Consider the following 26,493-nt stretch of genomic DNA (forward strand, 5'->3'; position numbering starts at 1 on the left):
GGAGCGATTATTTCTCTTTTCTTAGGCGATCCAGCAGCTTGCCTGCTAGCGGGAATGACACTAGCTGTGTCAATGGAACGAGTATGATGGTTTCAATTAACACCACCACCGGTAGGCTTAAACCCTGAGTTATAGGCTTCAATAACGTCAATACGATTAGGAGCGTTGGATAAAGTCCGACATATCCTATCAATATGCGTATAAGTCTATCTTTAGAATTTTTACTCATTGTATGATACCGACTGATAATTAAGCCTCTGCTTATATAAAAGCGTTAAATTTGTAAATAGAAATAAGGCTATTAATGGCCTTATCTTATTCATTGTTTAAGTGCTTCGCTACTCTTGATAGCGAGGATAATCACTATAACCAACGTCAGTGCCGCCATACATCGTGGCAGAATCTACTTCATTCAATGGCCAGTTATTAGCAATACGCTCAGGCAGATCGGGATTGGCAATAAAGGGGCGACCAAACGCGAATAAATCACCGTAGCCTTTTTCTAAAATGTTTACGGCTTTTTGTACCGTGTACTTGCCAGCATAAATAATACGTCCTGAAAATTCTTCCCTCACCGCTTGATAAAAAGTGTCTGGTAAATCAGGCGCATTATCCCAATCAGCTTCTGCAATTGACAAATAGGCGATGCCCGCTTGTTCAAGGACTTTAATCGCTTCAATATACGTATGATGGGGATCTGACTCTACCAATCCTAAATACACGCGTGTCTCATCCGTACTCGCAAACAAAGGCGCAAAACGCACGCCTAAACGATCAGCACCGACCACATCACTGACAGCAGCCACGATTTCTTTTAAGAAGCGCAAACGATTGGTCAATGAACCACCATATTGGTCATCACGTGTGTTGCTATGTTCAGAGATAAACTGATTGACCAAATAGCCATTAGCACAATGCAGCTCTACCCCATCAAAGCCTGCCTCCAATGCATTGCGTGCGGCTGCCGCATACATCGTTACCAACTCACCAACTTCATCAGTGCTAAGAGCTCGTGGCTCACTTGGATCAGCCAATGCGCCTTCACCTGGGCCTGTTTCAATAAAGACTTTTACATTGTCAGCAGAAATCGCTGATGGGCCCACAGGCTGAGCACCTTGCGGCTGCAAACTGGTATGCGACACACGGCCTACATGCCAAAGCTGAGCAAAAATAATACCGCCTTTGTCATGTACTGCTTGCGTGACTTTTTTCCAACCTTCAACTTGGGCTAATGAATGGATACCTGGCGTCCAAGCATAACCTTGACCTCTTGGCTCAACCTGCGTACCTTCCGTCACCATAAAGCCTGCTGACGCACGCTGTGCATAATAGCTGGCCATTAAGTCATTAGGGATATTGTCAGGTTGCGTGCTACGAGAGCGTGTCAATGGTGGCATGACGATACGGTTTTTGAGTGTATAAGGCCCTAGTTCTACAGAGGAAAATAGTGTATTTGTGTTTAGAATAGTTTGTGTCATAAGTGTCTCTTTTAAAGCAGCTGATGGCTTATTATTGAATGTATTGAGCCTGTTTTGATGCTTAATAGCTCATTTAGTGGCTACTTAAGCAATGTTGGTCAGCATAGCGTTTTGAGGGTACAATTAGAAACAACTACTTATTGTTCAAGACACAACTATTAATGGTATGCATGATGAATGGTATGAATCGACTCGATATTAAGCAACTTAGAGTATTACAAGCGTTACTTGATCTGAAAAACCTCTCACAAGTTGCACGTAAAATGGGGCTGACCCAACAAGCCATCAGTGAGCAGTTACGCAAGTTACGTGAGGTGTTTGATGATCGCTTGTTTATTCGTCAAGGCAATAGCATGGTGGCAACGCCAAAAGCGCTATCGATGCAGCGACCTATTGACCAGATATTAAAGCAGTTGGAAGATTTGTTAGAGCCAGAGGTTTTTATGCCGCACACATACAAAGGCATATTTACGATTAGTGCGACTGACTATGCGACGCAGGCATTATTACCGCAATTGTTTAATATTACGCGACGCGACGCACCGGATTTGAAGTTGATCGTGCGCGACTTTGCCTCGGACAATATCAATCAGCTGATTGCAGCAGGCGAGCTTGATTTGTTGATTACTTTTCCAGAGTTTATCCCTGATAACTTATCGTATGTGACTTTATTTGAAGAGCAACATTTATGCGTTACAGGTTGTGAGAATACCTTTGCCACAGAGCCATTAACGCTGGCGCAAGTGGCTGCACACGCGCAGCTAGTCGTGTCACCTTCACGTGCTAATTTACGTGGCTCTCATGATCAATGGTTTGCAGAAAAAGGTCTAAAACGAAACATTGTGATGTCGGTTCCTAGCTTTTCAGCCGTACCAGATATTTTGCACACGACTGACATGATTGCGTTTTATCCTTCGCGATTATTGCCGAGCAGTAAGGTCAAAGAGCTTAAGGTGGAAGCATTGCCGCCTACTTTTAAGGTCATCGCAGCATGGCATCCACGTACTGCTGACAGTGGCATACATCGTTGGTTAATCGAGCAATTACGAAATCTATAATAAGTAACTTAGCTATAGCCAACTTTGAAACGACATCGAACATTCTTAAACTTGATGTAAGTATTATCTAGACTAAACATGGTCCTACACAAGATTCTAGACGGGTGCACATAATCACCTTAGTAACAGTTTCTTAAAATAACAGTCTTTTAAACATAGTTATCCTACCCAATACTCTCCAAATCGGGTATTAACTCATTACTGCTTATCACTTTATCAACATCAATAAACTCACCTTTACCCATAGCGCCAAGATTATAGTCTGCAAACTCATGATATAAAGTGACCACATCACCCATAATCAATAGTGCAGGGGTTGGCAGTTTTGCTTCAGCTTGCTGATCAGCGATATCACTTAATGTGCCGATAAGTACTTGCTGCGTTGGCATACTGGCATGACTAATGATAGCAAAAGGCGTTTCGCTGTCGCGCCCCGCTGCTATCAACCCTTGTGTCATCTCATGCAAACGGTGCAAACCCATGTAAAAGACAACAGTCTGGCTGCTGTCCATTAGCTCACTATAATCGTTATTAGGCGCGCCATTTTTTTTGCAAGCAGTGACAAACTTGACCGACTGAGCGTGGTCACGGTGCGTTAGTGGAATTCCTGCACGGCTAGCAGCGGCACTTGCGGCAGTGATACCTGGAATAGACTCAAAATGAATGCCATGACGCACCACTTCCTGTAGCTCTTCGCCGCCGCGCCCAAAAATAAAAGGATCGCCACCTTTTAGACGAACCACCATTTTACCTGCCAGCGCGTGTTTGACCAGTAGCTCATTAATGCTCTCTTGTGGCAATGCATGGTTGGCGCGGCGCTTACCAACGAATATTTTTTCAGCCGTGCTCGCGCACATATCCAAAACATCCTCAGACACCAGGCTGTCATACAACACTACCTCTGCACGCTGCATCACCCGCCACGCTTTTAAGGTTAATAGCTCAGGGTCACCAGATCCTGCACCAATCAGATGCACAGTGCCTCTTTTGTTGCCAGTTTGCACGTTTTCTGTGCCGTATTGACCCATTAGTGGATAGGCCTCATGCGTTGAGATAGCGGCAGATATATTGGTCATGATGGTGACTCCTAATAACAGCGTGAATACAGCAAAATGGGCAACCAAAAGCAAAGTTGTCAATAAATCCCTACTCTACAATGGCTTATTGTTCATAACACAACACTCAACCGGTAGTTGCATATAAACGGTTGCAAGCGACGTGCCATACCATCATTTAAGCTTGCGCCAATGCGGCGCATTCTGCGATTAATGCGTTGATTTGCCCCACACAAGATCCACAATTGGTACCTGCCCGGCACTGCTTGCCCACTGCCGTCGCACTAGTACAACCCTGCTGTGTGATAGCGTTGAGAATAGTGTTTTTTCCAACCGACATACATGAGCATACCAAGGGTCCTGGATCAACATACCCACTGGCAGGCCGTCCCGCGAGCAACCACTTATATCGTTGTTTGACAGGTATTTGGCTGGTATCCGTAAAGCAGCTATCGAGCCAATGTACACTCGGTAATTGCGTTTGCGTTGGAGCAACATAAACAGCCATGATCAGTTGTGTACTAGGCCTTTCATCATCTGATACTTGACTAACTATAGCAGTGTTATTTGAGTCTATCTCAGGCGCAGCATGCGTCACAATAAAACGTAATTGATTCTGTACATTATCGACCGTAAACGCCGTATGCATGACACGCTTTTGACAATTTGACTCTGATAATGATTGTATAGACGCTATAAACTGCTGCCAAAACTCGGGGCACGCTAAGGTACTGCTAGCCTCATCCATTGGGCTAGCGAGATTGATCAATATACTGTTATTCTGATGACTCAAACTCCAAGTAAGTGCAGGTAGCTCCTCTGGTAAAATATTCTTTGAACGTGCCTCGTATTTTATTTTAGACAATTCTTTCTCTGACGCTTTGGCAGAAAAATTGGCCAAAATAGTACGTAGTTGCACTATAACGGCATCTTGCCATTCAGGATGCACCAAAATCTTACCAAATGATTGCATAGGAACGGGCGTGACACTAATCGCCGTATTTTTGAGCTCTGGCTGCCCTGAATGCGGATCGACGACTGTTGGAATAAGAGGGCCTACTCGGGCGAAGCTAGCAAAAGCATTGCTCCAATGCATGGGCATAAATGCATCACCAACGCGCAACGTATCGCTAATGGCAACTTGCGCCATCACGGTACTCTCTGACTCGTTGCCATCCCTAGCCGTACTCATCACGGTATCATTGACTATGCCATTACTCGCCATGCCATTCTCATAGCTTTCATACTTTTCATACTTTTCATACTTTTTGTAGTTTTCATACCTACGATGCAGTTGTACAAAGTCGTTGTCTTGAATACCCAGTTGCCGTGCATCATTAGGATGTATGGTCAGTGTCGGTATTGGCTGATGTTGATTTAACTGCGGTGCAAGGCCAGTGCGAGTCATGGTATGCCATTGATCACGCAGTCTGCCCGTAATCAGGCGTACATGAACCACCTGGCTTTCAGATTGATTATTATGCTCAAACTCACGTTTAGAGAGTGGTCGATGCTCACCAATCAGTTGGGGTTTCTGCCTTCTTTGACGTCGATGCCCATTGGCCGTACTCGCTTCATCAGAGGGCGTAATAGCGATTAACTGTGACTTGGTAACAGTAGCAGCGGAATTAATAATCTCATTTTCTAAAGGTTTTATCTTATCAATCATGGAGATACGCGTACCACCCCATTGAAACGGTAACATCTCTTCGTATGCTTGCTGACTGAGTACGATGGGCTGATATGTTTGATTGCCTTTATGATTAACATGTTGGCTAATATATTGGTGAGCAGATTTATCGGTTGGCATCTCATCTGTTATTAGAGCAGACAAGTCTTTGCTAAGATTCAGGTAGCGAGGATAGGTCTTATTGGAATGAGATACGCTTTGATTATGTGTATTACCATAAGCAGTCAATGCCACATGTTCGTTAAATATCTCGCTAGGATGTTGGTAATCAAACCCCGTTAATCCCATGCGTATGGCAACTTGAGACAGTATCCACCAATCTGGTTTGGCAAGCCCTGGTGCAGGCATTAATTTCCGCTGACGAGAGATGCGCCGTTCAGAATTGGTGACCGTTCCAGATTTTTCACCCCACCCCTGAGCAGGCAATACAATATCGGCACACTTCACCGTATCACTGTCTACCGAGCAGTCAGAAACAATCACCAAATCACATTCAGCAAGCGCTTGGCGAAAATTATCCGCATCTGGCAAGCTGACCACAGGGTTGGTGGCCATAATCCAAATGGCCTTGATACGACCATCCAATATAGCAGAGACCGCATCGCAGGCTTTGACACCCACGTTTGGCGATATAGGTTGAGGCGACTGCCAAAAGTCTGCCACGAGCTGCCGGTGATCGACATTGTCTAGTTCTAAATGCGCCGCCAACAGATTAGCAAGGGCGCCGACTTCTCGTCCACCCATTGCATTAGGCTGTCCAGTGAGTGAAAACGGGCTGGCACCTACTTTGCCCACACGTCCTGTGAACAAATGGGTATTGATGATGGCATTGACCTTATCGGTTCCGCTTTGTGATTGATTGACGCCCATACTAAAGGCTGTGACTGTTTTATCAGTGGCGGCAACGCATTCATAGAACTGGCGGATACTATCAGCAGACACTTGGCAGGCGCTGGCGACTTCATCGATGCTCCATGCTTTGGCCGCATTCACCGCCTCGTCAACGCCCAAGCTTTGGCTAACATACTCATCATTTTGGCAACCCTGCTGATCTAGGTAATGCAGCAACCCATTATATAAATGTGTATCCGTGCCCGCAGCAATTGGTAAATGCAAATCGGCAAATTCACAAGAGTCCGTACGGCGCGGGTCTATCACAATCAGTTTTTTATTAGGATTGGCTTTTTTGGCTGCTAAAAATCGACCAAACAAAATAGGATGGCACCACGCCATATTGGAGCCTACCAGTACCAATAAATCACAAGCTTCCAAATCTTCGTAATTACCCGGCACAAGGTCTGCGCCAAACGCGCGTTTGTGCCCAGCTACTGCGGATGACATACACAGCCGAGAGTTGGAGTCGATGTTATTATTACCGATAAATCCTTTTATAAACTTATTGGCCACGTAATAGTCTTCAGTCAGCAATTGACCTGAGACATAAAACATAATGCTGTCTCGCCCGTGTTTGGCGATAGTGTCATTTAAACGACTGGCAACGTCCTCTAGTACGGTATCCCAGTCTGTCTGCTTTATAAATGGCTTCTCAGATAGGTCTTTAGCATTAAAATCACTACCCAATTGCATAGGCTGATGCTGTTTCATGACTGCTTGCTTGTTTTGATAATATGGCTCGGTCAAGCGGCGCGCGATGCCCAATGTTTGTGCCAGCGCACTCCCTTTTGAGCACAATTTACCAAAGTTAGCCGGATGCTCAGGATCTCCTTTGACACTCACCACCCCTGTCTCATTCACGCTCGCCAAAACACCACACCCCACTCCGCAATAAGGGCAAGTCGTGCGGATAGTAGTGTTCGAGCTATTAATCAAATCACTATCAGATGACAACGGTGCTTTTTTGATATGCTTGGCAGCACTTATATCATATATTTCAATGACTCGGCCTGTTGCTTTTTGCACGCTATTAGGCAGGCTGTTCGATTTATTAGCTGACACTACTTTACTAGCAGCAGATTGATTGGCAATAGCGTCATTCATAATGCATCCTCTAACAGTTCAGCCGCTTTATGATGATTGATGTTTTTGTCTGTATCATCAAGCTCTACATCTACTTGCGTAGTTGGCGAATTGTTAAGCGTGACTTCGTCCAAGTGACAATATGCTTCGCCAAATATGAGTGTGTCTTTGATAGGCGTAATGTCAACATTATCTATAATCAACTGACTATAAAAGCTGCCATCGCTTGTGTCGCCATAAAGCACAGCGCCAATGAGTTTGTTTTCTTTGAGGTACAGACAATGATAATGGTTTAAGGCAGGCTGACGATATACGAGGGTTTCAACAGTATCAGCGGCTTCGTCATCAAAAGCGATTTGCCCTGCAGAAAATGCCGACATACCAGATACTTTCAATTTTAATGACAGCGGTTTACTCACGAAAGGAACCCAGTGATCTGGCACGGTGGATTTGCCGTTTGCCCCATTTGTATCGTTTTCTATCAAAGCATCTTTTAAAACTGTGACCAGTGTATCTACCTGCTGATTGACCGGCGCCACCATTCCAAATAGCTCGCCCTCTCGCTCTATACACTCACCAATGGCATAAACATTGGGACAACTGGTGTGCATAAAATCATCGACCACAATACCGCGATTAACCTCGAGTCCGCTTTGCTTGGCAAGCGCTGTATTGGGTATCACACCCACTGCCATCACGATAAAATCAGCCGTTAGCGTGCGCCCGTCTTTTAAAGATAATCCGCATACTTCTCCTGCATCATTCATCTCAATAGCTTCAGTGTGTGCAGAAACCGCGAGACCAACCCCTCGGCGGCTGAGCTCGGCTTGCAAAAGCTCGGCGGCTGGCAGGTCTAGTTGACGATTGAGGACATAACCATCCATATGAATGACCGTCATGCTCGCGCCCTGTGCCGCTAACGCGCAGGCAGCCTCCAATCCCAGTACGCCACCGCCAATCACTAAACCCGTTTTTCCTTGACTAGCATAACCCATCAAAGCGGTCACATCAGCAAGGTCTCGAAACACATGCACGCCTTTAGCCGTGTGGTTGGGGAACGGAATGACTCGGGCAGTTGACCCTGTGGCCATCACTAACTTGGCATAATTGAGTGTTTGCCCATTATCTAGCTCAATACACTGGTACTTGGTATCTATTGCTTCTACTGCAACCCCAGCCAACACAGTAATACCCAGCTGCTCATACTCTGAGTCATCATATAAATAAGTATCTTCAAACGCTGTGTCGCCAGCCAATACGGGTGACAACATAATTCGGTTATAGCCCACGTGCGGCTCTTTACTGATTAATGTAATTGGCAAACGGGCGGTGTCATTATTTGATTGCGTGCGAGCAAGCTCAATGGCAAAACGACTGCCTGCCATGCCCGCCCCGATAATAACGATGCCAGCGTTTTTTTGATGGTCTGATGCTAAGGCGTGAGTGTTGGTATGAGTATCTACCCTAGTGGAGGCTTGCGACATAGATAGCGACATAAACAGAAAATTCCTTAGCCGCGCGGAGCAGCATTGAATGCAAAACAGCGTGTCATGAAAAGTACGCCAACAACAATAAAATGATGACAAACTCTATGAAGCAAATGCCATGCCATACCAGTAGAGGGTTACGCTTAATGAGGGGTTCTGGCTCGCGGCTGTGCGCCTTATTATCGGGGTTAAAGTCTTGTAAAAACTCGCCAATGGCTTGATAGCGCGCGTTAGTATTGATATGCAGCGCACGCATGAGTGCCTGTTGGCTGGCCTCAGGTACATTCTGCTGCCGTAGCGGCTGCACGGGCATCATTAGTATTTGGTTTGGCATCATTAGTGTCTGGGTATTAAATGGCAATTGTCCCGTCAGCAATTCATAGCCAATCACTGCAATCGAGAACAAGTCAGAATGCACACCTTTTGGTGCATCGGTGTAATATTCTGGTGCAGCATAGTGCAAATCACCATTTGGTGGTCGGGTACTGTCTTTTAAGATAGAGGAGCTGGTGGAACCAAAATCAATCAGTTTGACCGCGCCTGATTTGGTTAAAAGAATGTTTTCAGGTTTGATGTCTTGATGCAGCAGATAGTTGCGATGCATGACTCGAACCGCCATGCCAATTTTGGTGAGTAAATCAAAGGTTTGCCACACATCACAAGGCGCATGACGATCCATAAAGTCCCGTAAACTCTCACCGGCGATATATTCAGTCAGATGATATAAGTATGTGGTACTTGCTGGTACTGGATAGTAACGCAGCAGCCCCGACTCACTGAGCCCAGAACCCACGTTATGACCACTATTGTTGGATGCAGGATTGACAGACAATCGATTGGGATCAGCTTGATTGTAAGCCGACTCTCCTGCGCGGCGATGTTTTGATAGGCTCAAACCGATTTTACGTTCTTTTAGAAAATCACGCAGATAGTGACCATCGGCAACAGAGTCTAAACTGGGTGATTTTAGAACAAAGTCATGATTGTCTTCATCTTGTACCCAGTACACGTGACTGCGAGCCGTGCGAGCAATGATACCAATCACAGTAAAGCCATCAATATGATCGCCTATCTCTAAACCAGTTGGCAGCTGGTAGCGATTCACATCATGTATGACTGTATCCAGATTATCAAAGTCAATGCCATCAAAATGACCAGCACCCTTAGCGCCATTGATAGAAGTAAAATGGGCTGAGCGTGTGTTCATACTCAGCATGACCATGCTTAGATTGTCATGACTGCCTGCAGTAAAGGCTTGCTCGCACACAGCTTGACTGGTATTCAAACCTAGCGGTAATTTGTGTGTGGTTGTCATCAACTGAAATACATCAGTCGCACTGCTGCACAGCTCAAATTGCAACTCTGTGGACTCTATATGCTCATACACCCCATCCGTCATGATGGCCAAACACTCGTTTTGATGGAGGGTAAATACCGATTGTTGTAGCTCTAACTGGCTATCTGCGCCGATAGCTGCAGCAAGCGCTCCTTTGTCTTGGCCGCGAGGCACACGATGGTCTTTGCTCAATACTGTCAGACAATCTACCCCAACGCGGTATATTCGAGAATCGCCTGTATGAAACAGGTGAATACGGTCACCGATACAGAGCAAGCCTGATAACGTAGACAACAGCGGCGGCACCCGTTGATACGCTTGAGGAAAGTATAAGATGTCGTTGGCCTTGTTGACTGCTGTTTTGATGATAGTGGCGACTTGATCATCATCAAAACTGATGGATAACGTCTCATCTTGTGAGTGTGCCAACTCGGTCAACCCCAAGGTTATTTTGTGAGCAATAGTATTCACCACCAGCCTACTTGCCTGTTTTGGAAACTGACAAGCGCTGACCCCATCTGCCATCAGCACCAGTAACGGTGCTGATGAGGGTGGGTGAGATACTGCATGAGGCATTGGGCGATTGGCACTAGATGTTTCTGCATCTGAACATTGATATGGTAGACAGGTAGTGATAAGCAAACTGTCTTGGTTTTCCGTCTTGCGACCTGCCATAGTAAAAAAATCAAGCCACCATAATGCAGTGCTAGCATCATCAACATCCTTACTTTCATTAGTCTCATCAATAGCAACAAACTGATTTGACTCTATCAAAGATGACGGATTGCCTTTATTGAAATGAACAGCCGTCTCATCAGCGTTCTGGTACATATCACCATCCGCATTTTGACTATTGTTTCTATTGGCGTGTGCTATCGTCATCTGTCTTCACCCCGTACTATCTATGACTCACTTGTATTTCGGCAAATGTACCATCTGGCATCTCTTCAATAATGATGCCTTCTGGCTCTTTTAAGAGAAACAATGCAAAGAATCCAACCACTGCTGTCGCGGCAATTACAAAGAAAAATACTTGATAAGACACCAAACTCAGCACCGTTAAATACACGACTGATCCAACATTGCCATACGCGCCTGTCATCCCTGCAAACTGTCCTGTCATACTGCGTTTGATCAAAGGAACTACCGCAAAAACAGCCCCCTCACCTGCCTGTACAAAGAATGAGCAAAACATCGTAATTAATAGCGCCAATGCAAGTGGCCACGTTGAGTCAAGGAAGCCCATCAACAGATACCCGATGGCCAAACCAGCTGTCAAAATCAACAAAGTTATTTTGCGACCAAACTTATCACTGAGCCAACCGCCACCTGGACGTGACATGAGATTCATAAAGGCATAGCTCGATGCCAACACCCCCGCCATCACAATCGATAAACTAAAAGTTTCTTGGTAAAACAGAGGGAGCATCGACACGACGGCAAGCTCTGAGCCGAACGTGGCAAAATACAAAATATTTAAGATACCTACTTGCTTAAAATCATAACGATGCGCCACTGGTACAGGCGTGGTGAAAACCTCTTTATTAAAACGGTAGCTACTAATGAACTCGTAAACATACAGTATCGCAAGGCCAATATAGACCATAGTGACACTAGACTGGCTCAACAAGCTCACACCATCAGGTGATAATTTCCATGCCAATAGCGCCAACGCCAAATACATAGGCAGTTTAAAAACCATCATTAACCAAAAATCACCTGATGACGTCACCATCATGGCACCTGATTTTTTGGGTTTAAAATAAGTGGCCCCTTTAGGTGTATTACGTGCCATCTTATAAAAAATGATGCTATATATCGCCATCACTACCCCTGATGTGGCTGTTGCATAGCGCCAACCTTCATCACCACCAAAAACTGCTGCGGCACCAATCGCGATAGTCGGCAATAACAGTGCCGCTGCTGCCGAGCCAAAATTACCCCACCCTCCATAAATACCCTCAGCCGTCCCCAATTCATTGGTGGGAAACCAATCACTCATCAAACGAATACCCACCACAAAACCTGCACCCACAAAACCCAGTAAAAACCGAGACAGTGCCAAGGTGTTGTAATCCTGCGCGAACGCAAAGGTAAAACAAGGAATGGCACCAATAGCCAAAATGGCGGTATAAACAATACGAGGGCCAAAACGGTCTGTCAGCATCCCGATAATCACGCGGGCAGGAATAGTTAGTGCCACGTTTAAAATGAGTAACGTTTTGACTTGGTCTTTACTCAGATTGAGTGTTTCTCCAATCGCTGATAAAAATGGTGCATGGTTAAACCATACAAAAAAGGTAAGGAAAAATGCCACCCAACCTAAATGAAGGATTTTATTTTTACCCGTAAACGACAAAACGTTGAGCTTGTCTTTACTAGATGCAACGGGGGCTGATGATGACATAGGCAACTTCCTCAAATGATTAACTTCAGGGTTCTGACAACGTACTAAAGGTACTAAGTGTTCAAAAAGTGCAGTATTCAAATATGATAAGGAGCAATGTTTCAAGCAGTGCAATGGTTATGCCAGTTATTTGTGTACGCTGCCAAATCCATATAAAGACCAATGCTTATTGAAGCTCTAAGCGCCTTTACTGGTGGGTCTATAACCATTGCCACACCTGACGCTTATGCTAATAAAGCATTAACACAGCAGACTTAAAATACTTCATCAGCCTCCCTTATAAATAGCAATAACATCCAATTTGGGGCACAGTAGTAACTATTTTGGTGCATTAACTTCTGATATCTCAGTCGATGACAACGGCGACCATCCTGTTTTTGGTAAGTCATAGCGCTGATCATGCTGACGTAGAAACCTTTGTACATAAGCGACTGGTCCTGATACCACATACCTTTATGTCTAATGGCAACACGCCAAAACCCAGCTAATAAAAGTGCTATGGCATGATTATTGAATGCTCTGTAATAGTAGGTATTAAATGCTGTTTATCAGCTGTTGTTGAGAGACGGAGCCGTTTATAGCGTGATAAAAAAATAAACGATGGCCGCGTTCAACCAGCCCCATTACTAAGGACAGACGCATGAGTAGCACTTCATTGAACACAGAAAACAAAGGCAATTTGGTGGTGATTGGCAACGGTATGGTCGGTCATCATTTTATTGAACGAGCAATTGAGCAAGGGCTACACCAGCAATTTGACATTCATGTATTTGCTGAAGAAGACCGCCCTGCTTATGACCGTGTTTATTTGTCGAGCTACTTTGAACATAAAGATGCCAGTAAGCTGAACCTAGTAGATTTAACGGCTTATGAATTATCAAAAGTTAATTTGCATTTGAATCAGTGTATTGTAGATATTGATTCGGCCAGTCAGCGTATTACTACTGAGGCAGGCGATATTATTGAATACTCTGAGTTGGTACTAGCGACGGGCTCATATCCTTTTGTACCGCCCATCCCAGGCCGCGAGCATCCGCACTGCCACGTATACCGTACCATTGCAGATTTAGATGATATTTTAGCAATTGCCGATCTGCCCACTGTTAAAAAAGGCGTGGTGGTTGGTGGTGGCTTACTGGGGCTTGAGGCCGCAAAAGCGCTCGTGACGCTAGGGCTTGATACTTATGTGGTCGAGTTCGCGCCGCAATTAATGGGCGTTCAGCTCGATGCCGCTGGCGGTGAGATCTTAAAGCGTAAAATAGAAGCACTGGGTGTCAAAGTACTGACAGGCAAAAACACCAAAGAGATTCTATCTAATACCGCATTTAACCCTGATGACTTCAGCAGTGATGATCAACATTTAACCATGGAGTTTACAGATGGCACCTCTCTAACAACCGATATGATTGTGTTTAGCGCCGGTATCAGGCCCCAAGATAGTCTCATTAAAAACAACCCCGAATGTGGTATTGAAATGGGCGGGCGTGGTGGCATCTTGATCAATGAGCAGTGCCGCACCAATGTAGACCATGTTTATGCCGTGGGCGAATGCGCAGTATGGGACAACAAAGTATTTGGTCTGGTGGCTCCCGGTTACAACATGGCCAGTATCTGTGCCGCGCAAATCGCTGGTGACAGCAAGCAGACGTTTACGGGTGCTGACATGAGCACTAAGTTAAAACTGATGGGTGTTGATGTGGGTAGTATTGGCGACGCACATGGCTCAAGCGAGGGCAGCTTAAGCTACCTGTATCAAAATCCTGCTGAGGGCATTTATAAAAAACTGGTCACCACACCGGATAACAAACGCTTGCTTGGTGCTGTATTGGTCGGCGACACCGAAGACTATAACAACCTATTGCAATTGTATTTAAATGACATTGACCTACCTGCACATCCTGAAAGCCTGATATTACCCAATGTCGAAAAACCCGTGATGGGCATCGACAATTTGCCAGATACCGCCACGATTTGCTCTTGTTATAACGTGACCAAAGGCGCTATCTGCTCGGCCGTCGAAAACGGCGCATACTCTGTCAGCGATGTAAAAACCGTAACCAGTGCTGGGAGTGGCTGTGGCGGCTGCGCACCTATGGTCAAAGATACGGTCAGCTATCAACTCACCGCCATGGGCTTTGAAGTGAATAATGACTTATGTGAGCACTTTGCGTACTCTCGTCAAGATCTATATAGTCTGATTCGCGTGCACGGTATCAAAACCTTTGATGAGTTACTAACTGAACATGGTAGCGGTCATGGCTGTGAGATATGTAAACCAACAGTCGCCTCTATTCTGGCATCGTGCTGGAACGACTACGTACTCAAAACCGAGCTAACACCACTACAGGACAGTAACGATTACTACTTAGGTAATATCCAAAAAGACGGCACTTATTCCGTCGTACCTCGTGTGCCGGGCGGTGAAATTACTGCAGACAAGCTCATCGTACTGGGTCAAGTGGCAAAACAGTTTAATTTGTACACCAAAATCACTGGTGGGATGCGGGTCGATCTGTTTGGCGCACGCATGGAGCAATTGCCTGATATTTGGACGCAACTGGTACAAGCCGGCTTTGAGACTGGCCATGCCTATGGTAAATCTTTACGTACTGTGAAATCTTGTATCGGTAATACCTGGTGTCGCTACGGCGTCGATGACAGTATTGGCCTCGCCTTGCGATTAGAGGATCGTTATAAAGGCGTGCGATCACCGCACAAAATCAAGATGGGTGTGTCAGGCTGTATGCGCGAATGTGCGGAAGCGCAAAGTAAAGACTTTGGCATGATTGCGACTGAAAATGGCTGGAATCTATTTGTCTGCGGTAATGGCGGTATTACCCCGCGTCATGGCGAGCTGTTTGCCACGGATCTAGATACCGAAACCATGGTCAAATATATCGACCGCATCATCATGTTTTATATCAAAACAGCGGATAAGCTACAGCGCACCTCAAAGTGGCGTGAAAGCTTAGATGGCGGGCTTGACTATCTAAAAGCCGTCATTATTGAAGACAGTTTAGGCATAGCAGATGAGCTCGAAGCACAAATGCAATTATTGGTCGACAATTACGTGTGTGAGTGGGCAGCGACGATTAATGACACCGAAAAACTCAAACGTTTCCGTCATTTTGTAAACAGTGAGAAAGGCGATGATAATGTCGTTTTCGTGACTGATCGTGAGCAGATTCGCCCAGCGACTGATGCGGAAAAAGCAACCATCAACCTGGTTGAATTGGCCTAGCCAATGATAAGTGCCTTGTTAGTTATCACAAAAAGCAAGGCGCTATTTTTTGACTCATGTTCCTAGACTCATTTTTCTCAAATCACGTTTTATAACTTGCAGCTTGTCACTCATGATTTACCACTCATACAGAGCAATATTATCATCATTAAGGATACCGCCTCATGAACCAACAGACCATTTGCACACTTGACGATATCATCCCTGAAACCGGTGTCTGCGCCCTGATAGATGGCAAACAAATTGCTATTTTTCGTACCAAACAGAACGATTTATTTGCTCTTGATAACTACGACCCATTTAGTCAGGCCAATGTATTGTCTCGGGGGTTGATTGGTGGCACCACGATTACAGATGATGCAGGAATAGCAAAAGAAGTGCTTTATGTGGCCTCACCTATCTATAAGCAGCGCTTTAATCTTGCTACTGGTCAGTGTTTAGATGATGACAGTATCGTGCTTAACACCTATAAATTCGAACTTGACGGAAATAATGTGGTGGCAAAATATGAATAACAGACGTTATCTCTAATTTGATAGGTCGTTAATAATTGCTCTACTAACCTAAAACATCCTTTGAACCTCGGATTCAAAGGATGTTTTATTTTTGACAACTACGCTGAAACACCATGATCGATGCTTTAGAACGAATAATCTTTCCACAACACTCTAACGTCTCGCTCAGGGTCTTTAACAACTTCAGAATCAGTATCAAATACCATCGTTGCTCGATCTGCTAGTCGATAGTTATCCCATGGTGCTTGTCCAGAACGAGCAAACTCGATCCAGTTTTGATGCATGGTATCGGCAAGCTTTTGCAATGGTTGATCGCCAACAAAGCTTTTGGCTTGCTCACTATCAAGAGCGTTAAAGGTAAAAGGCACATCTACAAAATGCGCGGCGCCTAACTTTCCATCAAAGGCTGGTGAAAACCACGAAAAGTTATAATGCCAGACTTTATTGCCGTTGTTAACCAAGTGCTCAGCAATGTGGACTGCAGGCATCCGAAAGGTATAATCAGACTGAATGTCAGCAAAGCTATCGCCAATAGATTTTTTATCCTTAATGGGTGCGTAAACATTACGCGATGCACCATTCAAAGATAAATCACTCAACAACTGAGATCTTTGTGTTGCAGGAATTTGGTCGATAGCACCGCCTGGAACATAATACAGTCTAGCTTCTTGATCCGTACTACCCACGATAACGGGAATGGCTGGATCTGTATTGTTTGCCAAATCTCTCATAGGTGACTCTTTGATGACATCTCCATCAGCGACAGGTAAAAATGCTGTTCCGCCCCAAGACATCATGCCCCACCGGTCTCGATTCTTTATAGTGTTGCCGATATCAATAACTTCAGTGACTAACGTTTCAAGCGGAATTTGAGAGATATCGCTTATCGTTGCTGACACACCTAGCTCTTTGGCAAAAGTTTGGCTAACTCGATCTGCTTGCTCCATGGTCATAAATTGCATCGGTGGGCTTTGCATGATTGCTTGTTGAAAGAGACCTTTTGCCTTATCTGTGCCCAAAAGTATGGCGACGCTTTCAGCACCTGCTGATTGACCGAACAAAGTAACGTTCTCTGGATTACCGCCAAAATTGGCAATGTTTTTCTGTACCCATTGTAATGCCGCAATTTGATCGAGAATACCTCTATTATCTGGCGCACCATCTAAATGCATGAACCCATCCACACCAACGCGATAATTCACAGTGACGACAATCGCGTCGTTTTTTGCAAAGCTAGTACCGTTGTACGCCTCTTCTCCTGCATCTGCCCGAATAAAAGCGCCGCCTGGTATCCAAACCATTACAGGTAGCTGCTTATTTGATTGTAGAGCAGCCGTTGGCGCCCATATGTTTAAGGTAAGGTCGCCTGCAGCACCGACAAGCTCAACCGTCTGCTCTCTGCCTGGCTGCGGAACTGGCGCTGTTTTTTTTGTGGCGTCCAAGACTCCTTCCCACTTTTCATACGCCTGAGGAGCTTTAAACCTACGCGCTTTTGTAAAAGGATCATGAGCATAAGGAATACCGTAAAATGACGTAACGTCGGCATCCACTTTACCTTGAACGTCGCCTTGATGAATAGAAACCGTCATCTGTTGTCCTTCTATATCGTTATTCGCTGCAAATGAAGACGCCATATTAAAGCTTAAAATTATGACTGTCGCTTTGCAAAACCTTTTTACCATATGGTTCAAAGCCATCATTATGATTCCTTTTTTTGTTTACTTGTCTTTCTTATTAGAGTGGAAAAGTGGATACCCAACCTGAAGCTTACTGTTTCTTAGAATAATACCGTGCTCTGACCAAAGTTTTTATAAGATAAACGTAAGGGTTTTATAACGTTATGGTGAGCTTATATACGACTAGAAAATTCAGACTAACGATTTGAGATGAAATTAAAAAGTAATATCTAACCAAACTGAAAAGCAGACAATTGCGTTTTTAGCACTTGCTGGGAGTAAATCTTGTGCCCTTTGTCACATCCTGCTGCACCCACCGCTATCATAAGCGGTAACAAATGCTCCTCTGCCCCTAATGGATGTGAGTCAAGCGCGTGAGGAGCATTTTTCCAATTGGTCAATGCCGCAAGTCGCTTATTCGAGTCTACTGATTCTACAGTATTCGTTAGCCATTCATCAAAACGCTCTGACGGTTCAGTAAAACTGGTATCGCCATAACCGCGCATATTATGAAAGCTCATGCCGCTACCGACGATTAGCACACCCTCTGTACGCAGTGACGCCAATGCCTGACCAGCAGCCAAATGCGCTTGTGGATCTAAATCATGACGCAAAGATAGTTGGACCACTGGAATATCCGCCTCAGGGAACATTAGCTTAAGCGGTATAAATACCCCATGATCAAAACCGCGCTCCGCATCTTGTTTATTACCTACCCTTGCCTCTGTCAGTAGCCGGCTGACTTGCTCCGCTAATGCTGGCGCGCCTGAGGCTGGATAAGTCAAATTATAAGTATGCTCAGGAAAGCCATAATAATCATAAATGAGATCAGGTTGCTTACTAGCGGTGATACTAAATTCAGCCGTCTGCCAATGCGCACTAATGATTAAGATAGCCTTTGGTCGCTCAGGCAAACAAGCAGAAATACTTTTTAAAAACATTGCCATCTCATACCACATATCCGCTGGTTGCCAATCCATAAAAAAACAAGGCCCTGCACCATGCGGTATAAACAGTACAGGCTGGCTGACTGGCTCATTAGATAAAAGTGTTGTCATGGCTTTCCCCTTGTTGCTTGTCTTAAATGGCTACTTTCAAATTGCTTTATTCAGTAAAATTGAATGACCCCATTTACAATGATGAAGCCTAGCCTAATTTTTCTGATAATACTTTATCCATACTCAGGGTACCGCCACCTTGAATAGCTAGGGCAAGCGTAGCTACCATCAATGTTAATGCGTATTCATAACCACCATTATCAGCAAATAGCCCATTGCTAATATGGACAGAAAAAATAGCCACCAACATGGTAAAGGCTGCCGCTAAAGCAGCCGGTCTGGTTAGCATACCTAATACCAGAGCCAGACCACCGAAGAACTCAGCACCGCCTGCGAGTATTGCCATCAGGTAGCCAGGTTCTATACCCATACTGCTTAACCACTGGGCAGTGCCTGCCAGACCGTTGCCACCGAACCAACCAAACAGTTTTTGGGCACCATGGGCTGCTAAAATTAAGCCAACGGGTACACGAAGCACTAAGGCCGCCACTCCAGCTTTTGATGTCAAAACAGTATTTAATAGTGATGATTTCATTGATGCTTACTCCATAAAGTATGATTAGAATAAATAGTGTCGAAAATGATATAGGCACACTTTACTATCAACACTATAAAAGAGTAAGCTCAGTTATATTGAATAATTATCAACATACTGTTTACAATGGATTTGATATCGAGAGAATTATAGGGACAGATATGGATAGAATCGATGCCATGCGCGCTTTTGTCGCGGTAGTCACGGAAGGCAGCTTTAGTAAAGCGGCTATTACGATGCAGCTCTCGCCGCAGCTAGTAAGCAAGTATGTAGCAAAGCTAGAGGAGGAACTGCATACTCGCCTGCTCAACCGCACTACGCGCAAAGTCAGCCTGACAGAAGCTGGCAGTCAATATTTTACGCATGCGCAGCAGATTTTATTAAGTATTGATGAGATGGCATCGCAGTTAGGCGGCTTACAGCAGCATCCTAAAGGCGTCTTGCGTATCAGTGCGCCCGTCTCCTTTGCCCTAAAGCATATGGCAAAACTCATCACTGATTTTCAGGCGCGCTACCCCTCAGTTACCGTTGATCTGCAGTTGAGTGATCGAAAAGTAGATATCGTTGAAGAAGGGTTTGATATTGCCCTGCGTATCGGACAGCTCCAAAGCTCATCGCTTATCGCCAAGCAGATTGCTCCGATTCGCGTGGTATTATGCGCCTCGCCCGAGTACCTCAAAGCTCATGGCACACCTAAGCAGCTTGAGGATTTAGAGTCGCATCGCTATTTGCATTATAGCTATATGAATGTAGAAACTAAGGGTCAAATCTACAAATACCTAAAGACCAAACAATTCAAAGAACGTAGCGTTTTCCATAGCAATAATGGCGACGTACTCGTTGAAGCAGCTATTGCAGGCGGAGGATTGATATTACAGCCAACTTTTATTGCTAGCGAAGCATTAAGTACTGGTAAGTTGGTTGTAGTGTTGCCAGAATATGAACCTAGCCCTTTGGGGTTGTATGCAGTCTATGCCCATAGAAAACTACTACCTCACAAAGTCAGATGCTTTATCGACTTTATGACCAACTACTATGGCACGCCGCCGTATTGGGATGAGAATATATAGCTCTAAATATAGAGAAATAAAAAAGCCACGACACATTATGTATCGTAGCTTTCGGTTCAAGCAAACTTAAGCGATCTAATTTGACGATTAGATCCAACCTTCTTCTAATAGGTGCTCAGTATTGCTGATTTTAAAATTATTGCATAAGTCATAGAATGCCATTGGGTCTTCAACATTATCGAGCAATTCTCGTTTATGCAGCGCCACAAATAACGCTAACGCATACGCCGCGCTATGAATAGATTTTTTAGGATTAAAGGTAATATCAGTGAAGCCCTGATATTGAATCACTTCTTCATGCAGCTGAGGATTTTGCTTGAGCGCATTCACGTACAGCCAATCATAAAATGTCGTTAAGGGCTCTACGCCCCATTCCATTCCAAAGTAATTGTAGCCAATGAGCTCGCCCGAAGTCATCAATCGCTCATCCTTTCGGGCTTGTCTTGGCGGCGCAGTCAGCAAATCCGTGTAAGGACCACCATCTTCAAAAACCATACTGGCTTGAAAAGCATTTTCGACACTATATGGATTGTCATCACGCTCATCAGTAATTTTTAAGCTAAACGGGCTTAATGGAAAACTCAGCTTATTACCAGATTTGCTAGACAGCTCTAACACATGCTTAAACCCATACTTTTTACGAATGACTTGTTGTAAGTCATTGATGGATTTTTTCTTTTGTCTGGTCGCAAATCCCACATGCCGCTCAAACATAACCATATCCGTTTTTACCAAATTGTCACTGTTGACTTTGGGCATGAATACAGGTCTTTGTTCTATCGTATTTGGTACTTCTTCCATAGTGATGTGCCTTAATATCAATGGTCTTGTATAAATGTTTTATGTTAACGGTGCTGATATCACCTGCTATTGACGTTGTACTCTGTCATTGCTAGCAGCATTTCTTATTATTGGTATTTTCTTCGCTAGCAGTCAAATACAGTGAATTGATCTAGAGCTATCGAGAGTTATCGAACCCTATCAGCGCTCGCTGGGCAGTTTATCTTATTATCAGTCATTTATCCTGCCCTATTTTAGAATTAATGCCGCCATACCTTCAACAATAAACCATAATCGAGCTATTTTGTATTCAACGATAAATATAAGACGCTACTATAAACGGGTTTAAAAGTATTTAAAGAAATCTGCTTGACCTTACCATGATGTCAACCTATATGCTGTCACTATAGATTTGAAAATAAGATTAAAAATATAGTTAAAAACGACAGAGGTTGTTATGAAAACAAAAAATACTAAAGCCCCTACTTATCAAGAAGTGCTGAGCATTGAAGGCATGAGTTGTGCCTCGTGTGTCGGGCGTATCGAAAAGCAGTTAAAAAATATTGAGCACGTTGAAAAAGCTGAGGTAAATCTTGCCACTGAACAGGCGACTGTTTATTCATCGCAGCCTTTAGACGTTGCACAGTTAAACAAAGCAGTAGAGCGCGCAGGCTATAAGGTGACTGAAACCAAGCCTATCGAGCTATCCATTGAAGGCATGAGCTGTGCCTCTTGCGTTGGGCGGGTAGAAAAATCTTTGGCCAAAGTCGCTGGCGTGCAACAAGCCACAGTAAACCTTGCGACTGAACGCGCTTGGATTAAAGGCGATGCGCAAATACAAACGAGTGAATTGATTGAGGCCGTTAAAAAAGCGGGCTACGAGGCCAAACTGGTAGAACAAGACCAAAGTGATCGACAAGATAAGAAAGCAGCAGAGCAAAATCAGCTAAAACGAGATTTAGGACTTTCTGCGCTGTTGTCACTGCCCGTATTCATTCTAGCAATGGGCTCGCATATGATTCCCGCCTTTCATATGTGGGTAGTGAATAACCTCGGCACTCAGCAAAGTTGGCTGATACAGTTTGTTTTGACCACATTGGTACTACTCTTTCCAGGACGACGCTTTTATCAAAAAGGCGTGCCAGCCTTATTGCGTTTTGCGCCAGATATGAATTCGCTAGTGGCGATTGGTACTATCGCAGCGTATGGCTTTTCCCTCATAGCGACCTTTATCCCGCAAGCGCTACCTGAAGGCACGGTGCACGTCTATTACGAAGCTGCTGCCATGATTGTGAGCTTGATATTATTAGGACGTTATTTTGAAGCAAAGGCTAAAGGACGTACTTCTGGGGCCATTCAGCATTTAGTAGGCATGCAGGCAAAGACCGCCCGTGTACAGCAAGATGGCAAAGTCATTGACGTCCCTGTAGAAGACGTCACTGCAAAAATGATAGTTGAGATTCGTCCAGGCGAGCGTGTGCCCATCGATGGCGAAGTCGTTGACGGTCACAGTTATATTGACGAATCTATGATTACTGGTGAACCTGTCCCTGTGAAAAAACAAGCAGGCGATCAAGTGGTCGGCGGTACTATCAATCAAAACGGTACCGTGAATATTCGGGCAACGGCCATCGGTGAAGATTCTGTTTTGGCACAAATCATTCGTATGGTAGAACAAGCCCAAGGCTCTAAATTACCGATTCAAGCATTGGTGGATAAAGTCACTATGTGGTTTGTACCAGCGGTGATGTTTCTATCAGCATTAACCTTTATTGTCTGGTTGATTTTTGGCCCTAACCCTGCCTTAACCTTTGGTTTAATCAATGCGGTTGCCGTACTCATTGTAGCTTGCCCTTGTGCAATGGGATTGGCCACTCCCACCTCTATTATGGTCGGTACGGGTCGCGGTGCAGAATTGGGTGTGCTATTCCGTAAAGGCGAAGCGCTACAAGTGCTTCAGGACGTGAGCGTGGTTGCCGTTGATAAAACAGGCACATTGACTGAAGGCAAACCTACCTTAACGGATTTTCAAGTCCAACAAGGATTTGAGAAAGAACAAGTCTTACGTGTGGTGGCATCGGTTGAAGCAAAATCTGAGCATCCCATTGCCTTAGCCATTGTACAAGCAGCAGAGCAACAGAATATTCAACTGCTTCCTATCACTGACTTTGAGGCGATGACAGGTTTGGGTATTCAAGCAAACGTGGCAGGCCAAGTGATTCATATTGGCGCAGATCGTTATATGCAACAATTAGGGCTTGATGTCGCGCCTTTTAAACAAGATGCGCTACGTTTGGGGCAAGAAGGTAAAACCCCACTCTATGTCTCTATTGACCAGCAGTTGGCTGCTATCATCGCCGTTGCAGATCCTATTAAAGAGACGACTCATGCCGCCATCGCCGCACTACATCAGTTGGGCTTAAAAGTGGCTATGATTACAGGTGATAATCGCCATACCGCCCAAGCGATTGCCGCAAAATTAAATATTGATCAGGTAGTGGCAGAAGTATTGCCCGAAGGCAAAGTGGATGCAATACGCCAGTTGCAAGAGCAATATGGCCGAGTGGCATTTGTTGGTGATGGTATCAATGATGCCCCTGCATTGGCTCAATCCGATGTTGGTTTGGCCATTGGTACAGGCACAGACGTTGCGATTGAGGCGGCTGAAGTGGTGCTAATGTCAGGTAGTCTGCAAGGCGTGCCTACCGCGATTGCCTTGAGTAAAGCCACCATCAGTAATATAAGACAAAATCTGGCTTGGGCGTTTATTTATAATGTTGCTTTGATTCCGATTGCCGCAGGTGTCTTGTATCCCGCATTTGGTATTCTGCTCTCACCCATTTTTGCGGCAGGTGCCATGGCACTCTCTTCTGTTTTCGTATTGGGTAATGCGTTACGCCTCAAGTACTTTAAAGTATAGTCAGCGAACTACTAAACCGCTACAGAGTAAATATAGAATCGTAAAGCATATCCATATAGGGTTTAAACATTAATGCTTAAGCCCTTTCTAGGTTAGGAGGAGAAATATGAATATTGGTCAAGCATCAAAGCAATCAGGTATCTCTACCAAAATGATTCGCTACTATGAGCAGATTGGCTTGCTAGAAACAGTCAATCGGTCGAACTCAGGTTATCGCTTGTATTCTAAAGACGATATAGACGACTTATGCTTTTTGAGGCATTCTCGTGACTTGGGATTCTCATCCAAGCAAATGAAAGAGTTACTGTATCTGCGCAAAAATGCCAACCGTCAGAGTGCGGATGTTAAGCAATTGACACAAGAGCATATCGAAACGTTAAACCAAAAAATCACTCAATTGCAGGAGATGGTCGACTCGCTACAGAACTCTTTTGATCATTGCGCAGGCGATGATAATGCAGATTGCGCTATTCTGGATGATCTTAGGCAAGCTAAATGAAGCGGACGCTAGCATTAGCTCATTTATAGCGCGTTCTTATTTGGAGTCATTGCTCGTAATAATCTTGAGTATCAATGTTTGACCAAACTTACTATGCCAATACACCTCTAGAACAAGTCAATCTATGGTTTAGAGAATCAATAGATTCACTAATGAATTTGATCTGTTTGCGGTTATAAGAAGAAACCCTTCTGAACCTGTATTTTATTCGGCTAACATCAACTTTACTTTAAGAAATGTCAGGTTAATTTCATCACAACTAGTGAAGTTAAACTTACCTTTTGTAACTTCATTGAATCGTTCAAAGTAGTAGTTCAATAGTGGATCATATCTATCACCGTACACCCAATTATAGAACTTGGACAGTTCATAACTTAACTGCACACCAAGGCCTGAGCGAACTCTAACCATAGAGTCATTTTCTAAATCAACGAGGTTCACCACTTGAAGATTAGTCTTAATCTCTTCAATTAGAGGTAAGAGAGAATCTTTGTAATTATCGGCCATTTGCACAAGTTTGGGTTCAGTAACTTCTGCCTCGAAAATCATAATTAGATCATTAATTTCACCATCATAATAATCGTTGTCTAAGCGTTTTTTAGACTCATCCCTAAGAATATAGAGCTGTTCAAGCGGATCAGGTTTCGTTTCAATCGTTTGGTTTGAAAGATTTTTCTGATACTCGCTGAATAAACTTTCTATCCTGTCTGCAATAACATCTAGATAGTCATATCGAGTAATGAGAAATTCCAATAACTCATTTATGTTGAGGTTTAACAATAGATCTTCTGCATTTACATCTCTACTGTACAAATGGACACTTAAATCGCCACTATTGACATGACTCTCAAAAGGCCAACTAGCAAAGCGTTTTGATTTCGATTGCTGTAAATTCACAGGGTGAGCACCAAAGCAAGCTCTTATGGTCTTAAAATAGTCGTTATCATCCTCACTAGGAAACAAGCGCTCATTAAAACACTTTTTCTCACCTGAAAATGGTATGTTTCTTTCATTTACAAATACTCTGTGCAGTTGCTTAATCGATTCGTATATAAGGTCAATCGAAGATATTAAAGAATAGACCTGCATAGATTTTGTATCTATATTTTTATCAAAATTAGTTATGTTCTCCAAATGTCGAACTGATACTGTAATCCAGTCCAGACAAGAACAGACTAGGTTAAAAAGGTTCTTGCCACCTTTATTTTTATAGATTTGATATACAAAGCTTGAATTAGAATTTACTAAATTCCGGAAGTCTTCTATCTTATCATCACTGATGACATTTCTCATTTGTTACTAACCTTATAATTAGCCGAAATTTGTGAGCTTCCCAGCTTTTACTAGACAGCTTTTAACTCAGAATAACATCCTTATTGAGACTTAACATTGGAAATAAAGACCTATAACAATCACAACTCCAATACCTATTTCGCTTACTGCTAAATTTCGTCAAAGTTCCAAATAGTTTCTTTATTTTTACCAAAATAAGCGTCATTTTCTTGCAGAAAGATCAACATTAACAATAGATTAATATTTTTGTATTTATGCGAGACACAGCTTATATTGCAATGTCAATTATTGAAAAGAGACGATGAATACTAAGTATTTCAAAACTACTATCTTCCTCTTTAAGCACATGATCATTCTAACGCTAGCCTACACAAATCAGATTAGCAGAATATTTAGTTATTATAAGTCAATCACAAAA

At 43.9% G+C, this 26,493-nt stretch carries 18 protein-coding genes; 6 read left to right on the forward strand and 12 right to left on the reverse strand.

Annotated features, from left to right (window positions below):
• Nucleotides 1–7 precede the first annotated feature (7 nt).
• Together QL898_RS08935 and QL898_RS08940 are read right to left on the reverse strand one after the other, a co-directional pair.
• The gene (locus QL898_RS08935; RefSeq protein WP_290176536.1) at nt 8–229 is read right to left on the reverse strand and encodes a hypothetical protein; all 222 of its coding nucleotides are present in this window, start codon (nt 227–229) and stop codon (nt 8–10) included.
• 109 nt (nt 230–338) lie between these two features.
• Complete coding sequence (locus tag QL898_RS08940) at nt 339–1,478, reverse strand: alkene reductase (protein ID WP_290176538.1); 1,140 nt, start codon at nt 1,476–1,478, stop codon at nt 339–341.
• Nucleotides 1,479–1,660: 182 nt separating this feature from the next.
• On the opposite strand from QL898_RS08940, the gene QL898_RS08945 reads away from it, so the two are divergent.
• A complete protein-coding gene (locus tag QL898_RS08945; RefSeq protein WP_290176539.1) occupies nt 1,661–2,536 on the forward strand; it encodes a LysR family transcriptional regulator in 876 nt (291 codons plus the stop codon).
• Nucleotides 2,537–2,700: 164 nt separating this feature from the next.
• Here the strand turns inward: QL898_RS08945 and cobA are convergent, their stop codons facing one another.
• The 5 genes from cobA to QL898_RS08970 all read right to left on the reverse strand — a co-directional run bounded on the left by cobA (nt 2,701) and on the right by QL898_RS08970 (nt 12,602).
• The gene (gene cobA, locus QL898_RS08950; RefSeq protein WP_290176583.1) at nt 2,701–3,564 is read right to left on the reverse strand and encodes a uroporphyrinogen-III C-methyltransferase; all 864 of its coding nucleotides are present in this window, start codon (nt 3,562–3,564) and stop codon (nt 2,701–2,703) included.
• Nucleotides 3,565–3,769: 205 nt separating this feature from the next.
• A complete protein-coding gene (locus tag QL898_RS08955) occupies nt 3,770–7,279 on the reverse strand; it encodes a nitrate reductase (protein ID WP_290176540.1) in 3,510 nt (1,169 codons plus the stop codon).
• On the reverse strand, nt 7,276–8,754 hold the full coding sequence (locus QL898_RS08960; RefSeq protein ID WP_290176542.1) for an FAD-dependent oxidoreductase: 1,479 nt from the start codon (nt 8,752–8,754) through the stop codon (nt 7,276–7,278). Before QL898_RS08960 ends, QL898_RS08955 begins: the two co-directional genes overlap by 4 nt.
• A 52-nt stretch (nt 8,755–8,806) precedes the next feature.
• The gene (locus tag QL898_RS08965; protein WP_356638901.1) at nt 8,807–10,963 is read right to left on the reverse strand and encodes a protein kinase; all 2,157 of its coding nucleotides are present in this window, start codon (nt 10,961–10,963) and stop codon (nt 8,807–8,809) included.
• A 16-nt stretch (nt 10,964–10,979) separates the two neighbouring features.
• Nucleotides 10,980–12,602 carry a NarK family nitrate/nitrite MFS transporter gene (locus QL898_RS08970; protein WP_356638904.1) on the reverse strand — a complete coding sequence of 541 codons (1,623 nt, stop codon included), beginning with the start codon at nt 12,600–12,602 and terminating at the stop codon, nt 10,980–10,982.
• Between the two features lie 526 nt (nt 12,603–13,128).
• Here QL898_RS08970 and nirB point away from each other — a divergent pair.
• Both nirB and nirD read left to right on the forward strand, forming a co-directional pair.
• Nucleotides 13,129–15,729 (forward strand): nitrite reductase large subunit NirB, encoded by a 2,601-nt coding sequence (gene nirB, locus QL898_RS08975; protein WP_201547160.1) that lies wholly within the window; start codon nt 13,129–13,131, stop codon nt 15,727–15,729.
• A 164-nt stretch (nt 15,730–15,893) separates the two neighbouring features.
• The gene (gene nirD / locus QL898_RS08980; protein ID WP_290176544.1) at nt 15,894–16,244 is read left to right on the forward strand and encodes a nitrite reductase small subunit NirD; all 351 of its coding nucleotides are present in this window, start codon (nt 15,894–15,896) and stop codon (nt 16,242–16,244) included.
• Nucleotides 16,245–16,369: 125 nt separating this feature from the next.
• Here nirD and QL898_RS08985 read toward each other — a convergent pair whose 3' ends face one another.
• From QL898_RS08985 to QL898_RS08995, 3 genes are all read right to left on the reverse strand, one after another.
• Nucleotides 16,370–17,878, reverse strand: coding sequence for a carboxylesterase family protein (locus QL898_RS08985; RefSeq protein WP_290176545.1), 1,509 nt, complete (start codon nt 17,876–17,878; stop codon nt 16,370–16,372).
• A gap of 272 nt (nt 17,879–18,150) precedes the next feature.
• The gene (locus tag QL898_RS08990; RefSeq protein ID WP_290176547.1) at nt 18,151–18,978 is read right to left on the reverse strand and encodes a class III extradiol ring-cleavage dioxygenase; all 828 of its coding nucleotides are present in this window, start codon (nt 18,976–18,978) and stop codon (nt 18,151–18,153) included.
• An 88-nt stretch (nt 18,979–19,066) separates the two neighbouring features.
• Nucleotides 19,067–19,513: a DoxX family protein gene (locus QL898_RS08995; RefSeq protein WP_290176548.1), complete on the reverse strand. Its 447-nt coding sequence runs from the start codon at nt 19,511–19,513 to the stop codon at nt 19,067–19,069.
• 161 nt (nt 19,514–19,674) lie between these two features.
• Between QL898_RS08995 and QL898_RS09000 the strand changes: the two genes are divergently transcribed.
• Nucleotides 19,675–20,583, forward strand: coding sequence for a LysR family transcriptional regulator (locus QL898_RS09000; RefSeq protein WP_201566464.1), 909 nt, complete (start codon nt 19,675–19,677; stop codon nt 20,581–20,583).
• A gap of 87 nt (nt 20,584–20,670) precedes the next feature.
• Here the strand turns inward: QL898_RS09000 and QL898_RS09005 are convergent, their stop codons facing one another.
• Nucleotides 20,671–21,384, reverse strand: a complete 714-nt coding sequence (locus QL898_RS09005) for a hypothetical protein (RefSeq protein WP_290176549.1) — start codon at nt 21,382–21,384, stop codon at nt 20,671–20,673.
• A 436-nt stretch (nt 21,385–21,820) separates the two neighbouring features.
• Here QL898_RS09005 and QL898_RS09010 point away from each other — a divergent pair, with 436 nt between their 5' ends.
• Entirely contained in the window at nt 21,821–24,283 is a 2,463-nt protein-coding gene (locus QL898_RS09010; RefSeq protein ID WP_290176550.1) for a heavy metal translocating P-type ATPase, read from the forward strand.
• A 106-nt stretch (nt 24,284–24,389) separates the two neighbouring features.
• Nucleotides 24,390–24,782, forward strand: coding sequence for a Cu(I)-responsive transcriptional regulator (gene cueR / locus QL898_RS09015; protein WP_290176551.1), 393 nt, complete (start codon nt 24,390–24,392; stop codon nt 24,780–24,782).
• A gap of 204 nt (nt 24,783–24,986) precedes the next feature.
• Here the strand turns inward: cueR and QL898_RS09020 are convergent, their stop codons facing one another.
• Nucleotides 24,987–26,075 (reverse strand): hypothetical protein, encoded by a 1,089-nt coding sequence (locus QL898_RS09020; RefSeq protein ID WP_290176552.1) that lies wholly within the window; start codon nt 26,073–26,075, stop codon nt 24,987–24,989.
• Between the last annotated feature and the right edge of the window lie 418 nt (nt 26,076–26,493).

The organism is Psychrobacter sp. APC 3279 (assembly GCF_030407795.1).
Lineage (GTDB): Bacteria > Pseudomonadota > Gammaproteobacteria > Pseudomonadales > Moraxellaceae > Psychrobacter.